Source organism: Parendozoicomonas sp. Alg238-R29, from assembly GCF_947331445.1.
GTDB lineage: Bacteria > Pseudomonadota > Gammaproteobacteria > Pseudomonadales > Endozoicomonadaceae > Sansalvadorimonas.
This window is the reverse complement of sequence record NZ_CAMZOG010000007.1, coordinates 28,187-44,471: the sequence shown is the minus strand read 5'-3', so window position 1 is coordinate 44,471 and position 16,285 is coordinate 28,187. Positions and strand designations below refer to the sequence as shown.

Genomic DNA, 16,285 nt, shown 5'->3' with positions numbered 1-16,285 from the left:
GGGTTATCCATGAAAGCCAAAATGGCCGCGTGGGTATCGGGTATTGTTGCAGCAACCGTTGCTGCAGTTGTTGTTGCATCAGAGCCAGTGAGTGCGCAGGAAACTGCCAAGAGTAAAGAACTGGTGATCTATAGTGCTCGTAAAGAGCATCTGGTTAAGCCCCTGTTTGATCTGTATACCCAAAAGACCGGAACCCAAATTCGCTATATCACCGATAAGGCTGGTCCTCTGCTTGCTCGTCTGGAAACAGAAGGTGAAAACACTCCCGCCGACCTGTTGATTACCGTTGATGCAGGTAACCTTTGGCAAGCCAGTAAGCAGGGTGTTCTTCAATCTGTGAAATCTGACACTCTGGAAAAAAATATTCCATCTCACCTCCGTGCGGATAATGGTGACTGGTTTGGACTGTCTGTTCGTGCAAGAACACTGGTGTACGCCGCTGATCGCATAAAAGCCGATGAGCTGAAAGGTTACGAAGATCTGGCTGATGCCCGCTGGAAAGGTCGTCTTTGCCTGCGTACTTCCAAAAAGGTTTATAATCAATCTCTGGTTGCCACCATGGTTGAACGACTGGGTGAAGATGAAACCCAACAGGTTCTGCAAGGCTGGGTTAATAATCTGGCAGCTCCAGTGTTCAGTAATGACACCAAAGCAATGGAAGCCGTTGCTGCAGGCGTCTGCGATGTGACCGTTGTAAATACTTACTACTTTGGTCGTTTGCAGAAGAAAAAACCTGACAATGGATTAAAACTGTTCTGGGCAAACCAGGGCGGTTCTGGTGTACACGTCAATGTTTCTGGCGCTGGTGTGACCCGTTATGCCAAGCACAAAGCTGCTGCCGTTGATTTTCTGGAGTGGATGAGCACTGAAGAAGCGCAGCGCATTATTGCAGACAGCAATATGGAGTACCCAGCCAACGCTTCTATCGCACCATCTAAGTTGGTTGCTGAATGGGGTAGCTTCGAAGCAGACCAGCTGAATATTGCTGTAGCCGGTGAGAAGCAAACGAAAGCCATTCAACTGATGGACAAGGTTCACTACAACTAAAACCGTTTACGAAAAGTAGTTTTAAAAACGGATGTCCTATTCTCAAACACCAAGCCCGGTATCTGTGCCGGGCACTTCCCTTTCTGGCCGATGGGTGTTGCTAAAACAACACCTGTCGGCTTTTGCGTTGTTCAAACAACCCTTGTCTCTTCTCACTCTCGCTATTGCTGCTCTTGTTCTGTTACCTCTTGGTAGTTTGATTTTCAGCTGGCGGGATATTCAGTTTGATGTTTGGCAACACCTTGTTGAAACACAACTGGCCGGATTGATTTGGAATACAGTTGTATTGGTTTTCGGTGTGGCAACAGGGGTTGCGGTTCTTGGAACAGCTTTGGCTGCACTGATTTCGCTTTGTGAATTTCCGGGGCGGCGCTGGCTGGAATGGGCACTGATGCTGCCTTTTGCTATTCCTGCCTATGTTCTGGCTTTTGTCTATTTAGGCGTGTTTGATTTCAGCGGCCCGCTGCAGGGCTGGATGCGGCAAAATATTGATGGTTTTACCTGGGTTGATATCAGGTCTCCACTTGGTGTTGTTACCGTGCTGGTCTTGGTTTTTTATCCCTATGTTTACATGCTCGCCCGTGGTGCGTTCCAAGGTCAGGGGCGTTCATTGTATGAAGCTTCAAGATTATTGGGGATGTCAGCATTACGCACCTTCTGGCGGGTGACTTTACCTGTAGCCCGCCCGGCAATTATTGGTGGAACTGTTCTTGCGGTTATGGAAACACTGGCTGATTTTGGCACAGTCTCGGTTTTTAATTACGACACTTTTACCACGGCGATTTATAAATCCTGGTTTGGCTTTTTTAACTTGAAAGCTGCAGCGCAGTTGGCATCTGTACTACTGGTATTTATCGTAATATTTCTGGTTGTTGAGAAGCAGCTGAAGGGGCGACACAGTGTTGCCCAAAGTGAGCGTCAGCGCATTATGCCTCGCCAGCGCTTAACAGGGATTCAGGCTTGGCTTGCCAGTGGTTTTTGCGGAACAGTTTTTGTGCTGGCTTTTCTACTGCCGGTCATTCAGTTGTGCTGGTGGGTTTATACTCATGCATGGAATGATTTTAATGCACGTTATGCCGACCTTGTTTTGAATACGTTATTGCTGGCGGGATTTGCTGCCCTGGCAACAGTAGCAGCGGCTTCTGTTTTGGTTTTGGGCGGGCGTTTTCAACCGGGCGCACTATCCAGATTTGCTGAGCGTGTGGGAGGGCTGGGTTATGCCATGCCCGGAGCGCTGCTTGCTGTAGCTGTTATGATGTTGTTCGGATTTCTGGATAATGAAATTATCGCTCCACTTCAACAATGGATGGGCTTACCTGTAGAGCAATTGCTTCTGGGTAGTGTTATTGCACTGATTCTGGCGTACTTGATTCGTTTTCTTGCTGTGGCCCTGAAACCAGTTGCCCATGCTTTTGAACGAGTGAAGCCTTCCATGCATGAAGCCGCTCGTATTCTCGGGCACTCGCCATTTTCAGTTTCACTGAAAGTTTATCTTCCATTAGTCATGCCTGGCTTGCTTACTGCCATGCTTTTGGTTTTTGTCGATGTACTGAAAGAAATGCCTGCGACTCTTCTCATGCGTCCATTTGGGTGGGATACACTGGCTGTTCGAATTCATGAAATGACAGCCGAAGGCGAGTGGGAGCGTGCAGCCCTTCCTGCAATCAGTTTGATTGTGGCTGGAATGATTCCGGTAATTTTTCTAATCCGCCGATCAAGAGTCGGTTAATCCTTCTGTTTTTGCGAGTTGTATAGAATTCTCTTCTGTCATTACCATGCAGCTCGCCAGTTTAAACCTAGTCAGTCCATTTGTTTATATCTGCTTGAATTAGAAAAAAACAATGTAAAAATGCTCTTTGAGTAAACGAATGTGTGCCTTTAGAATGCGCAAACCAATTATGCAGAAGCGGTGTTTATGAGCTGCTTGTTGCCTGTTTTATAGCCTTATTCAGGTTCAAAACGATTTCATTCTAGGGGTAAGACACTCTATGGGTAGCCGGACGTCTCTTTTCGCTGTTCATGAAGCAGCAGGCGGAAAAATAGTCGATTTCGGCGGCTGGGATATGCCGCTGCACTATGGATCCCAGATGGAAGAACATCATGTTGTTCGCCAGAAAGCTGGTATGTTTGATGTTTCTCATATGACTGCCCTGGATGTCACTGGCCCTCAGTGCCGGGAATTTCTTCGTTATCTTCTCGCGAATGATGTTGATCGTCTCACCTTCGATGGCAAAGCTCTCTACAGTGGCATGTTGAATGCTGAAGGTGGAGTGATTGATGACCTGATTGTTTACCGCATGTCCTGGGGTTACCGGGTGGTTGTGAACTGTGCAACCCGTGAGAAAGATCTGGCCTGGATGAACAAACAGGCAAAAGCTTTTGAAGTGACTCTTGCCGAGCAGCCCGGTGTTGCCATGATTGCCGTGCAGGGGCCTGAAGCCCGTGAGCTGGCCGCACAGGCTTGTTCTCCAGCCAAGGCTGAGGTTATTCGTGACCTGAAAGTGTTTGAGGGGCGAGAATGTGAAGGCTGGTTGATCGCCCGTACGGGCTACACCGGTGAAGATGGCCTGGAAATTACCCTGCCTTCAGAAGAAGCGGCAGAATTCTGGAAACTTCTCGCTAGTGCAGGTGTGAGCCCCTGTGGATTGGGTTGCCGCGATACTCTGCGCCTTGAAGCCGGTATGAACCTGTATGGTCAGGACATGGATGAGTCCATTACCCCACTCTCAGCCAATATGGGTTGGTGTGTAGCGTGGGAACCTGCGGATCGGGATTTTATTGGACGTGAAGCACTGTCTGCCATTCGGGAAAAGAAAGGTTGGGATCGCTTGGTAGGCTTGGTTCTGGAGGAGCGTGGTGTTCTCCGGCATGGCCAGAAAGTTGTCGTTGAAGGTGTTGGTGAGGGCGTGATTACCAGCGGCACATTCTCTCCTACCCTGGGGCATTCTATTGCCATGGCCCGGGTTCCAGCTGGCACAGCTGACAATGCGCAGGTGGAAATGCGCGGTAAACTTGTCGCCGTTCGTGTTATCAAACCTTCTTTCGTCCGTAACGGTAAAAAAGTGTTTGAGTAACTGAATTACCGTTTGCACGGCAGTGCAGGCAACTTTTTCAGCAGCTGACACTAATGTTGATTAGAGTCAGCTGTTTTAAACCCTATTTAGGGTAAAACGAAAAGAAATGAAGTGCAGTTGCGTACCCTCGACAGTTTGTTACGTCATTGCATTGATGAATAGTTGATTACATTTCAGAGGATCAGGCCATGAGCAATATTCCTGCAGAGCTGAGTTATGTGAAGTCTCACGAGTGGATTCGTCGGGAAGAAGACGGCACTGTAACCATCGGTATTACCGATCACGCACAGCAAGCGCTGGGCGATGTCGTTTTTGTTGAGCTGCCAGAAGTTGGTGCGGAGCTCGCTACAGATGATGAAGCTGGCGTTGTTGAATCTGTGAAGGCTGCCTCCGATATTTATGCGCCAATATCCGGTGAGATTGTTGCCATCAACGATGCCCTGGAAGAAACCCCTGAGCTGGCTAACAGCGACCCTTACGCAGAAGGCTGGTTCTTCCGTATGAAGCCTTCCAATGAAACTGAACTGAGTGAACTTCTCAATGCAGAAGCTTATGCAGCTGTGTGTGAAGACGAGTAACTGAGCCAGGTTTCAGAACTGACAATCTGAAAGCCCCGGGCTCATCGCGAGTACCGGGGCTTTTTACTATATAAGAACGGTAAGTGATTTTATGACCACATCATCTCTTTATCAGCTGGAGAACAGCGAAGATTTTATTCGCCGTCATATCGGCCCAGGTGATGCAGATATCAAAGCTATGCTTGGTCTTTTGGGGGAAGACAGTCTGGAGTCCCTGCTGGCCAACACTGTACCGGGCAGCATTCTGCAAAAGTATTCACCGCTAGACTGGCCGAGCCATACAGAGCAGGGAACTCTATCTTATTTGAAAGGTTTAATAGGCAAGAACAAACCTGCCCGCAGCTTTATCGGTATGGGCTACCATAACACGATTGTTCCTCCGGTTATTCAGCGTAATGTTCTGGAGAATCCGGGCTGGTACACCGCGTATACACCGTATCAACCGGAAATCGCTCAAGGTCGTTTGGAAGCGATTTTGAACTTCCAGCAATTAACCCTTGATTTGACAGGTCTGGATCTGGCCAGCGCTTCCCTCCTTGATGAAGGCACAGCTGCTGGTGAGGCAATGTCCCTTGCCCGTCGTGTATCCAGAAACAAGAAGTCTCATGTCTTTTATGTTGATGAAGACTGCCATCCTCAGACTATCGATGTAGTGAAAACCCGAGCCGAAGGCTTTGATATTGAGGTTGTTGTTGGCCCTGCCGCAAAAGCCTCAGAGCAGAATGCATTTGGCGCGTTACTGGCTTACACCAGCACCTGGGGTGATGTTCGTGATCATCAGGAGTTAATTGCCAGTCTCCAATCCAACAAAACTATTGTCAGTGTTGTGGCCGATATTATGAGCCTGATGCTGCTGGAAGCTCCCGGCAAACTGGGTGCTGATGTTGTACTGGGAAGCGCCCAGCGCTTTGGTGTTCCCATGGGTTATGGTGGCCCGCACGCCGCATTCTTTGCCACCAGTGATAAGCACAAACGTTCTATGCCGGGGCGCCTGATCGGTGTATCCGTGGACACCCGGGGCAATAAAGCACTGCGTATGGCTATGCAGACCCGCGAACAACACATCCGTCGGGAAAAGGCCACAAGTAACATCTGTACGGCACAGGTGTTGTTAGCCAATATGGCAAGCTTCTACGCCGTTTATCATGGCCCCGATGGCTTGAAGAAGATTGCTCAGCGCATTCATCGTTTAACCGACATTCTGGCTGTTGGCCTCAAGAGCAAGGGTGTTGAATTGGTAAACGACACTTGGTTTGATACTTTGACTCTGAAAGTCAAAGATAAAGACGGCATTGTTAAGCGTTCCCGCGAAGCTGGTATCTGCCTGCGCGAAACAGACGAAAACCTGATCGGTATTTCTCTCGATGAATCAACAAGTCGTGATGATATCGTTCTTCTGTGGGATGTTGTTCTTGGGGAAGGTCATGCCCTGAACGTAAACACCATTGATACGGGTTTACAGGAAAAAACTTCTTCTTCCATTCCGGTACAACTGTTCAGACGTGAACCTGTGCTGACCCATACGGTTTTCAATAGCTATCACTCTGAAACAGAGATGATGCGTTACCTGAAACGTTTAGAAAACCGTGACCTGGCTCTGAATCACTCCATGATCCCTCTGGGCTCATGCACCATGAAGCTCAATGCTGCCAGCGAAATGATGCCGGTTTCCTGGCCGGAAATCGGAAATCTGCATCCATTTACACCAACTGAACTCACAGAAGGTGTGCGGGAAATGATTTCTGAACTGGATGAGTATTTGAAAGCCGTGACTGGTTTTGATGCTATCTGCATGCAGCCAAACTCAGGCGCGCAGGGTGAATACGCTGGTTTGATGGCAATCCGTAAGTATCACGAAAGCCGCGGCGATCATGATCGTAACGTTTGTCTGATTCCTTCTTCTGCCCACGGAACCAACCCAGCCTCAGCAATGCTGGCCGGTATGAAAATTGTGATTACCGGTTGTGACGACTATGGTAACGTCGATGTCGCTGAACTGAAGCAGCGTGCGGAAGAAATTGGTGATCAGCTGTCCTGTTTGATGATTACCTATCCTTCTACCCATGGTGTGTATGAAGAAGAGATTCGCGAAATCTGCGATATCGTACACGACAATGGTGGTCAGGTTTATATGGATGGTGCCAACATGAATGCGCAGGTTGGCATTAGCCAGCCTGGTGAAATTGGTGCTGATGTTTCTCACCTGAACCTGCATAAAACTTTCAGTATTCCTCATGGTGGCGGTGGTCCAGGTATGGGACCTATCGGCATTAAAGCTCATCTGAAGCCTTTTGTTGCCAATCACTCGGTGATTAATCTGGATGGTCCAGATTCAGGAAATACAGCTGTCAGCTCTGCACCTTGGGGCTCTGTATCAGTCCTGCCAATCTCCTGGACTTACCTGCGCAATATGGGCGGCGAAGGTTTAAGGAAGGCAACAGCTGTAGCTATTCTGGGGGCAAACTACTTGGCTGATCGTCTGGGTGAGCATTATCCAGTACTCTATACCGGCCGTAATGATCGTGTCGCTCACGAGTGCATTATTGATATTCGTCCAATCAAGGCTACGTCTGGTATCAGTGAAGAGGATATCGCCAAGCGTCTGATGGATTATGGTTTCCATGCGCCCACCATGAGTTTCCCGGTTCCCGGAACTTTGATGATTGAGCCAACCGAAAGCGAAAGCAAAGCGGAACTTGACCGGTTTGTGGATGCCATGATCTCCATTCGTCTGGAAATCGATCGAGTTGAGAAAGGTGAGCTGCCAGAAGACGATAACCCTCTGGTCAATGCTCCCCATACCCAGGCTGATATTCTTGGTGAGTGGGATCGTGCTTATAGCCGACAGGAAGCTGTGTATCCTGCTCAGTTTGGCGGTGGCGAGAAGTTCTGGCCAACTGTAAACCGTATCGACAATGTTTATGGTGACCGGCATCTATTCTGCGCTTGTGTGCCTGTAGAGGAATATCAGGAGTAACAGCCGAAATAGAATGTTTTTAAAAAATCAGACGGCCTGTGTATGCAGGCCGTTTTCTGTTTAACCAGGAACACAAACTCTGGCACGTTTGTCTATCGAAAGTAAAAGTCTGGTTTACCTCATCAGATTAAACTCAAGGAGAAATTGTTAGTAAGACCCTAAACCAGACCAACCATTGAGTGGCTAAACCGAACGGTTACGCCTTATGTTTCAGTGAGTATTTTTGGAACTCTTTGTGCTGTAGCTGGTGCAGCAGGGCTTTTTGCTGGCGCTGGTTGGATCGAGTTCAGAAGATCAAGGAACAGTGATCAATAGGTCTAAGCTATGAAAGGCATTGAATGTCGGCCAAGAGTAAACATAACAACTTGGCCGACATGCAGTTTAAGCATCCTGCAATTCTATTGTTTTCTGCAGACCTTCCTGTAAACCGACATAGTTGATTCCAAGTTCCTTTGTGGCCTTCTGGCCATTGGGAATCGCCTGCCATTGCAGAAAAGTCAGCTCACCTTTGGCAATCAGTGGTTTTTTATTAATAAGACCAGCAATCCATTCGCCGGTGGTTGCAATGACTGAACCAACCCAAACTGGCATAACATGCGGAATGTTACGTTTGATATTCAGTTGCTTGTGAATAAGCCCAACAAGCTCGGTAAGAGTAACGTACTGATCACTGAGAATATAACGACTGCCGGATGGCATGCTCTCAGCGGCAACATGAGCTTTGCCTACATTCTCGCTATAAACGACTGGAAATCCACCGGGTAGCAGTAAAGGAATATCATTGTTTCTGACTTTGGTAATAACTTCATTTATACCGACTGAATGATGGATGTCTGGCCCTGGCCCATACACTGCAGATGGATGAATAAAGACAATGTTCAGACCATCGTTCATGGCTTTTACAGCAAGCTTGTCAGCCGCTTGCTTGCTTCGTTCATAAAATGTGCCTTTGGGTTTGGTATCCAGTATTGATTCGTCGTAGAGCTGATGGGCATGACCTTCGAAAACATCTATGGTGCTGGTAAAAACAAATTTCTTTACGCCAAGTTTTTTCGCTGTGGCCAGCATATTTTGGGTTCCGCTAACATTTACGTGGGTAAAAATGTCCGGGTTTTTAAACCATTGTTCGGGAAGTCCCGCCGCATGATGAACCACATCACAACCTGTCATGGCCTGCTCAATACTTTGAATGTCAGTGATATCCCCTTGTGAAAACTCACACGCTTCAGGTAGCAGTTTTTTTGCTTTCTTAATATCTCGTACCAGAACTCTTACTGTACGATTCTCTTCCAGGAGATATTTCACGATATTGAAGCCGACAGTGCCTGTAGCTCCGGTAACAAGGGTGACTGACATGATTTTAACTCTTGGGTTTGTTTTTTTAGCGAGACTAACAGGCGAAGGGGCTTTTATCTACAAGATGAAGTGTTGGGAAAGGCTTGATGATGCATTAGCTGGATATTAAAAGCCTGATTTACTATTCCTTAAATGCAGTGTTACCTTCTTTCAACAGAGCCTAGGGCTAAAAATAATAATATAGGTAATATATGGATATATTTCGCTTAATTAATATTTCTACTTTACTCACCGGTCTCCTGTTTCTTCAGGGATGTTATGAAGATAAGCAAATGATTCTGGATGTGAGTGGCAAGAAGGGATTTTTTGATGCTGGGTTTCCATCAGATATTCGAAGCAATGACGATGGTTCAATTAATTTCAGTCGCTTTCCACACCCCCTGAATGCAACCATTGGTAATTATGTGAGATGGGCGGAGAAGGATTATTTTGGTTTTGCCCCTAACCTTCCACTTTATATGCGTTTTGGTGGGGGCATTTCAGCTTCTTACCTCTCATTTGAAGAAAGTCCGCAAGACTATGTATCCACCCATGCCGCTATTCAGCTTATTGATATTGATTCCGCCTCTTATGAACGTGGTAAACGGTTTCCTATAAGAGTTTCCTATCGTGAAAAAGGTGATGAATATCGTCCTGATGGATTATTACAGGTGTTACCTGCAGGGAAGCCGTTAAAGGAAAATAATACATATGCGCTTGTTGTAACCAGGCAGATCTCTCCGGAGCACGCCCAGAATCTGGTTCCTAATCCGGTTCTTACTGCTCTTTTAGAGGGCGTTAACCCCCATCATGTAAATAAGACGATTGATTTTGACGACGCTGAACGTGCCTTAACGATCTATCAGCCCCTTAAAGATCAGCTGCGACTCGATGGAATAGCAGTGAACGACATTGTGGGAGCAACTGTATGGACTACAGGTAACCCATCATCTTCGTTGCAGAACCTGGCTCGCTGGGCTGATGAGCAAGCTCCGGCACAACCTACGTCTGATTTTGAGCTACTGGATGTAACTTCGGAATATTGTGTTTTGGGTTCTCAATGGCAGGTGCCAGGCTTGCAGTCGGGGTTGTTTCCTTACGCCCTGACTGGAGGGCGCATTAAGTATGACAGTGTGAATAATCCACAGGTGCAATATTTCCGGGAAACACCGCTAGTTGTGACTGTGCCAAGAGTTCCCATGCCGGCTTCCGGTTATCCGATGATGTTTTATAACCATGGAACTGCAGGTTATGCGACACAGGCCCATGACCGAGGAGTTACACTTTCTGATGGAACCCTCACAACGGAGGGCAGCCCATCTCAGGTTGCAGCCCAGAGAAATTGGGCGACAGCGGGTATGGGTGGACATATGGGTGCTGACCATGAAGACAGCACAGGTTTTCTCAATGCTATTGCAGATTTAATACCCGGACTCTCGCTCAATATCGGAACCTATAACTTTATGAATTTGCTGGCTATGCGAGGCAATTTTGAACAGTCAGTTATTGAAAGGGTGTTGTTCCGAAGATTGGTTAATAATCTCGATATTGATGCTTCACTTTGCCCGGGCGTTTTGAGTGAGGATGGACGAATAAGATTTGATGCAACAACACAGGTTGTGATGGGGCAGTCTCTCGGGGCGATGACGGGAATTGCTCAGGCCGCTATTGACCCTGTGCCCTTTCAAGGTGTGATTGGCAGTGGTGCTGGTAGCTATAACCTTGGGCTTGTTATGCACCTCTCTGTTCTTGGGGAAGACCCTCTGGGAAATATACTGGAGCCCCTGTTTTTCTTCACAGGTAAAAACGATGTGGTGAATGATCCTTTTCATCCATTGTGGTTACTCTCTCAGCAAGCGTTGGCTCCGGTCGATTTTTCCATCAATGCTGCCCGCTGGATCAGAGAACCTGAAGCACAGGCGACGGCTCCACACACCTTGATAGTAGAGGGGCACTTTGATGACTGGGTTGGCTTATTTAATCAAAAACCTCTACTGGTAAGTCTTGGTACTGATCTTTTTGGTCCTGAGTTAAACGTTTCAGAAACTGAGCAATTATTACCCGATTTAAAAACAGCAGGATATCAACAATGGTTTTCTCCGGTTTCTGGTAACAGGGATGGACGCACAGTAGCTGTTGTCCGCTACCCTGAAGATGGAATTAAGTCGGGGCATCACGTAGTATTTCAACAGGAAGCGGCGCGGCATCAGTATGGTTGTTTTCTGGAGAATATTGCTGAAGGCCGTGTACCGGTGATTCCCCTGCCGGGTGGAAGTCAGAATGAAGGTTGTTACTGATGACCAGATGTTTTTGTATCACCAGAGTATGGGAGCTATGCTGGTGAGACCCTGAAGAACAAAATCAAATAACACCGCCAGATGAGGCACACCATGATGTTAAACAAAGCTGTTGTAAGACAAGTGCTTGCAAAAGGACTGGTTCCGTTTGCAGTTATGATGATGGTCGCAGGTGTATCTGCCCACTCTATGGACTTTGGAAAGGATGACGACGCAGTTTACCTGCGTAAAGCTCATATGGCGCTGGTAGGCACCTACTTTGGTGATATGGGTGCGATGATCAAAGGGAAGAAGCCTTTTGATGCTGCTCAGTTCCAGAGTGATGCAGACCGTCTGGCGGTTGTGACGCAATGGTCTGGTGAAGGCTTTGAAAAGAAACACCTCACTTCTGATTCAAAGGCTAAGCCTGAAATCTGGGAAGATAAGGCTGAGTTTGATAAGTTGATGAAAGAACTGGCTGACCATGCGGGCAAGCTCAAGATTGCTGCGGCCAGTGGTAATATGAAAGACAGTGTTCCGGCTTTCAAAGCTATGGCGGATAACTGCGGCTCCTGCCATAAGAAGTTCAAGAATAAGTAATGTTTGTTTAACGAGTCAGAATCAAAATTTGGGGGTTCTGACTCGTTTTCCCTTCTTGCTCGCTGATTTTGGCGCTTTGGCTTTAACAGCCTGAATGGCCGAAAACAGTACATCCAGATCTTTTTTATAGTTAACCAGGGCCATACAGAGCTCTGGGTTTTTGGATTGAAGCTGGCTTGGGTCTATGTTATTGAGAGCATCAACATCGGCTGTATATTGCTTGAGTTGCTCAAGGCTTTGATCTGCTTTTTGCTGTAAGGCAAGCACGTCATCTGGCAGTTCATTACTGATGGCTGGGGAAGACGGTAATGACAGATTGGAAAGCTCAAACAGGGTTGTTATATCGCTGTAATGCTTTTTATAGTGTTTGAAAACCCGTTGTGCTGATCGTCCAATATCTGGGCTGGCCATCGTTTAATCCTTTACCTGAGCTTTTCGAGGCGTTCTTCTAAGGTTTTAATCTTAGCCTTTAAATCATTAATGGCTGGCTGGTGGAACATAGATAGGAATGAATTTTTTTTCGCCAGTGATTCCATTTTGGCAAGCCTTTCTTTCATAGCATCCAGCTTATCGATCAGTTTAATTTCCCGCACTCTTGTTGCTGAAGGTGCATGACCGGCATTTTTGATTTTATCGAGCTCTGCTTTAATGTTGTGTTCTTGATTCTGCAGCCCCCTCAACTTGTCATACACATGTGGGTGGGAATGCCGGATAAGTGGATGACTTGCTGCCTTTTTCAGCTTGTTAATATTCTGGCGCACATTCTGAAGCTCGTCAGAGAGCTTCACAAAACGTATTTCGTTCTGAACTTTGGCAGTATCTACTGCTTGTGCCGCTGCTTGCGCTGCTTGTGCTGCTTTCGTCACTGCTTGTGCAGCCTCAGTTCCAGCTTTTTTTACGTTGTTCAAGGAAGACTGGATAGCACTGCGGATTTTGTTGAAGAAATCAAAAGGTCCACGGCTGGGAGGCTTCAATGGTGCTGGTTTGAAAGTTGTACCCCAACCGATAGATTTTGTCTGAAGGCCAAGTTCACGGGCCAGGGCCTGCTGTTCAATAATACTTTCCACATTATTAGTAGCCAGTCTCAGGGCATTATGTCCTTGCTGCTTTTCAATATTCTGCAGTTTGTTAAGAAGGGAGAGATCATTACCTTTAAGGCCGTACTCCTGTGCCAGGCCGGAGTACCCGGAAAGCCCTTTATCAACAAATGTGGCGGCTAGCGTAATACTTTGAGACTGAGAAAGACCAACTGCTTTACCTGCTGCATAAATCTGATTCTGTACAGAAGTATCTTTTGTGAAGCGCAGAAGTTTTTCGCCTGTGATGACGGGGTTCTTGCCAAGGGAAGAAAGAGCGTTAGTTATTTTAGGGAGAATGTTTTTGATCTGATCTCTGCTTAATCCGGCTTGCTGACCGATGGAAGCAAACTTTTTACTGTCTTTGGTGAGCGCAGCGTTAGCAAGATCATTGAACAACTCCGGGGAGATTCCCATGGATCGTGCGGCTTTCTGCATCTCTACAGAAATAGTCGTATTCACTGTTCGGGAGGCATTCCCAAGGATTGAATCCAGTTCTGAAGGAGTTATGTCAAATTGTTGCCCTAGTGCAGCAAACCCCTTGAGCAAAGTTTTTGCTTTTTGCACAGGGACTCCAACAGCCTGAGCCAATGCCACGAAACGATCAGCTTCATTGCTCGTTAATGCACCCAGATCAACAACCAGGGTGGGTGGAAGGTTGATAGCTTTGGAGCCAGCAAGCTTGGTCACGTCATCCAGGACAATGGTTGTTTTCACTGCTTCGGCGATAGGCTGTCCTGGGCTGTTAATAGCACTGAATAATTTACGTAGGCCAGTCTGGAGTTGCCTGTCTTTTGCACTACCTGGGGGGATTTCCAATTTTCCTAGCTGATAGAAATAAAGAGCGTCGTTGGATGTAGCTTTAGCATGAGTCAGCCTCGCAAGGTCTGCCTTGCCTATGCCCAGTGTGCCCCCAAGTTTCTCAAGCCCTTTGTTTAACAGGGCCTTTTGGTTTTTAGTCAGAGGGGGGGGAGGCGGTGGCTCCAAGGGTTCCTCAGGAGGTGGTTTTGGAGCTTCAGTTTGTGTTCCCACCGGCTTTTCTGTTGGGGCTGGGGCTGGGGCTGGGGCTGGGGCTGGGGTTGGCGCAGGCGTTGGCGGTGTTTCTCCAATCGGTGTAGATGGAGGTTCTGAGGAACCAGTGGCCGTGGGCTGTGGTGCAGTGGCTGTTTGGGCATTCTGCTGAGCCTGTTGAAGATTGGAGCCTTGTGGCGATATTGCTGTTTGTTGGGCGGGAGTTTGCTGAGGTTGATTGCCGCCTTTCAGCTTGTTGAGCCATTGTTGGAGTTGTTCCAGATCATTGCTAACTGGTTGGCTGTTGAAGCTGTTGACGTTATGCAGGGTTTGACCAGCCCGCCCCGGTGTTGTCTGGGGAGCTTGCGTATCTGTTTTGGTTGCAGGTTGCTGAACCTGCGGCTGTTGCGTAGGAGGGCCTAAGGGGCGAACACCGCCTCCACCTCCAACCTGCATGGACATTCTTAGTCTCCCTAAGCCCTGAAACTTCCTTTATCGTCAGGGGGTTACTGCAGGTCATATCGGCACTGGAGGGAGATCCTGAAACGTCCTTATAGAAGGCTTATGCCAGATCAGAGAGCCATGTGATAACCATGGTGGCAAACAGTACAAGCACAGTAAAGAACTCCCAGGAGCTGGGTGAGGGCTCCAGGTAGCGGCTATGAATATTCCGCCGACCGGTAATCATGCCGGGCAGGATGTCTTCCTTGTGGATCATTGTATGAAATAGCACAGCTGCAACATGAAAGCCGATAATCCAGAGCAGAATATCGAAGTTCAGGGAGTGAATGGTTGTTAGCCAGTCACTGGTATCGCCACTTACAAATTGAGCTAAAGGGCCTTCAGTGAGAATGCTGTCGTTGGCAAACAGCCCGCTACCAACCTGAACAAACATTCCTGTAAGAATGACTACTACGCCCCAGCTGCCCAGAGGGTTGTGTCCGGGGTAATCGGTTTTCATTCCTTTACGAAGATAATTAAGGGCTGTAGAAGGGGAAAGCTGTAATGCTTTAAATCGGCTGAAATAGCCGCCACCAAGCCCCCAGCCAATACGAAACAACAGTAAACCAAGAACTGTGTAGCCCAGCAGAACATGGCGATCCATATCGCCTTCTGTGCCGGTGTACCAGAGACCGGCGAAGCAAAGTACAAGCAGCCAGTGAAACAAACGGGTTGGAATATCCCACACTCGAATGCGACGGTGTGTGCTCATGCTTTGCCTCCGGTTATTGTTCTGGCAATAGTTTTCTCAACAGGGATTAGCCCTCTTCCAGCTGTTTCTTTAAAGTATCTGGAACGCCGATAATTGTAATGCTGTCTCGCTCCCTGTCGTAACGAACACGGCTTCCGTAGACATCGGAATCAAAGGCAATATTAATCCCTTTGTCCCGACCAGTATAGCGAACCAGTTTCTTCAGCTGACTGCGGCTTGGTTGCATATTCGGTGTTACATCATAATCCCGGGTATTTATAAAACGCTCGAAACCTTCCGGTGCATCTTCGTTCAGGTGTGCGGAAAGTTCGCCCACTGAGATAGTTTTGTATTCCTGCAGCTGTCCATCGCAGTATTCAAAAACCTTTTTCTTAACATCGTTGCGTTCGGTGTCTGATTCAATGGTTTTGCAGTAATCCGATACAGCGCTCATTAACTTGGTTGTATCTTTTTTGGTGTCGCCAGTTTCTTCGCAACCAATAAATGTGGTCAGGCAATCACTGAGTCTGCGGCCAGCTTTGGGTTTGATCCAGGAGATATAGCGAGAGCTGGTCTGGTTATCTTGCCATTCACTCAAGTTAATACGAGCAGCAAGGCTCAAACGTGCCAGATCAAGGTGGGTTGTATCAGACAACTCCAGCTGCTCGGTAATAGTCGTGCTGGTAGCCGGTGGCAGAGTGGCAACAATCATATATTTGGTCAGCCCACTGACATAGTGCGCTACCAGTATAAAGCCCCCGGGGAACATGCCGGCTTCATCCAGTTTTTCTTTTAAACCCTCTGCAACAGTGAGACTGAACTCGGTAAAAGAGAGGCGCTCTTCCAGGTAATCTTCAAGCCGGGTGCGGAACACGGTGGCTTCACCACCAAATGCCCCGTGGCCTTTGTCGCCTTTCTTGTTGTAGGACGCAATCAGATCTTCCAGAAAACTTTCGCAGATATTATTACTGGCAAGAGGGGTTGCCCGGGTGCGCAGCTCAGAACTCTCAGCATCGGGGCGGCGTTCAATCCGGTGAACAATCAGGTTGGTAATGCTCATAACTGAAATAGGCTCATTATTCGCTGTGGCTGACAGAAGGCAAAGAGCATAATTATACA

General features: G+C 47.7%; 12 protein-coding genes. 7 read left to right on the top strand and 5 right to left on the bottom strand.

Translation table 11 applies throughout. The annotated features are described in order from the left end of the window. The first annotated feature begins 9 nt into the window (after positions 1–9). The 5 genes from QMA35_RS03090 to gcvP all read left to right on the top strand — a co-directional run bounded on the left by QMA35_RS03090 (position 10) and on the right by gcvP (position 7,676). Positions 10–1,047, top strand: coding sequence for an extracellular solute-binding protein (locus QMA35_RS03090; RefSeq protein WP_281645668.1), 1,038 nt, complete (start codon positions 10–12; stop codon positions 1,045–1,047). A 31-nt stretch (positions 1,048–1,078) separates the two neighbouring features. Then, positions 1,079–2,776, top strand: coding sequence for an iron ABC transporter permease (locus QMA35_RS03085; protein WP_281645667.1), 1,698 nt, complete (start codon positions 1,079–1,081; stop codon positions 2,774–2,776). A gap of 259 nt (positions 2,777–3,035) precedes the next feature. Continuing rightward, on the top strand, positions 3,036–4,121 hold the full coding sequence (gene gcvT / locus QMA35_RS03080; protein WP_281645666.1) for a glycine cleavage system aminomethyltransferase GcvT: 1,086 nt from the start codon (positions 3,036–3,038) through the stop codon (positions 4,119–4,121). Positions 4,122–4,309: 188 nt separating this feature from the next. Further along, a complete protein-coding gene (gene gcvH / locus QMA35_RS03075; RefSeq protein ID WP_281645665.1) occupies positions 4,310–4,699 on the top strand; it encodes a glycine cleavage system protein GcvH in 390 nt (129 codons plus the stop codon). 91 nt (positions 4,700–4,790) lie between these two features. Beyond that, positions 4,791–7,676: an aminomethyl-transferring glycine dehydrogenase gene (gcvP, locus tag QMA35_RS03070; RefSeq protein WP_281645664.1), complete on the top strand. Its 2,886-nt coding sequence runs from the start codon at positions 4,791–4,793 to the stop codon at positions 7,674–7,676. 381 nt (positions 7,677–8,057) lie between these two features. On the opposite strand, the gene QMA35_RS03065 is transcribed toward gcvP, so the two are convergent. Further along, on the bottom strand, positions 8,058–9,032 hold the full coding sequence (locus QMA35_RS03065) for an NAD-dependent epimerase/dehydratase family protein (RefSeq protein WP_281645663.1): 975 nt from the start codon (positions 9,030–9,032) through the stop codon (positions 8,058–8,060). 191 nt (positions 9,033–9,223) lie between these two features. On the opposite strand from QMA35_RS03065, the gene QMA35_RS03060 reads away from it, so the two are divergent. Next, on the top strand, positions 9,224–11,308 hold the full coding sequence (locus QMA35_RS03060) for a hypothetical protein (RefSeq protein ID WP_281645662.1): 2,085 nt from the start codon (positions 9,224–9,226) through the stop codon (positions 11,306–11,308). Between the two features lie 93 nt (positions 11,309–11,401). Further along, a complete protein-coding gene (locus tag QMA35_RS03055) occupies positions 11,402–11,887 on the top strand; it encodes a cytochrome c (RefSeq protein WP_281645661.1) in 486 nt (161 codons plus the stop codon). A gap of 21 nt (positions 11,888–11,908) precedes the next feature. Here the strand turns inward: QMA35_RS03055 and QMA35_RS03050 are convergent, their stop codons facing one another. The 4 genes from QMA35_RS03050 to QMA35_RS03035 all read right to left on the bottom strand — a co-directional run bounded on the left by QMA35_RS03050 (position 11,909) and on the right by QMA35_RS03035 (position 16,226). Beyond that, positions 11,909–12,298, bottom strand: a complete 390-nt coding sequence (locus QMA35_RS03050; RefSeq protein ID WP_281645660.1) for a hypothetical protein — start codon at positions 12,296–12,298, stop codon at positions 11,909–11,911. 11 nt (positions 12,299–12,309) lie between these two features. Then, positions 12,310–14,436 carry a hypothetical protein gene (locus QMA35_RS03045; protein WP_281645659.1) on the bottom strand — a complete coding sequence of 709 codons (2,127 nt, stop codon included), beginning with the start codon at positions 14,434–14,436 and terminating at the stop codon, positions 12,310–12,312. A 100-nt stretch (positions 14,437–14,536) separates the two neighbouring features. Beyond that, positions 14,537–15,187 carry a cytochrome b/b6 domain-containing protein gene (locus QMA35_RS03040; RefSeq protein ID WP_281645658.1) on the bottom strand — a complete coding sequence of 217 codons (651 nt, stop codon included), beginning with the start codon at positions 15,185–15,187 and terminating at the stop codon, positions 14,537–14,539. A gap of 46 nt (positions 15,188–15,233) precedes the next feature. Beyond that, the gene (locus QMA35_RS03035) at positions 15,234–16,226 is read right to left on the bottom strand and encodes a nucleoid-associated protein (RefSeq protein WP_281645657.1); all 993 of its coding nucleotides are present in this window, start codon (positions 16,224–16,226) and stop codon (positions 15,234–15,236) included. Positions 16,227–16,285: the final 59 nt, after the last annotated feature.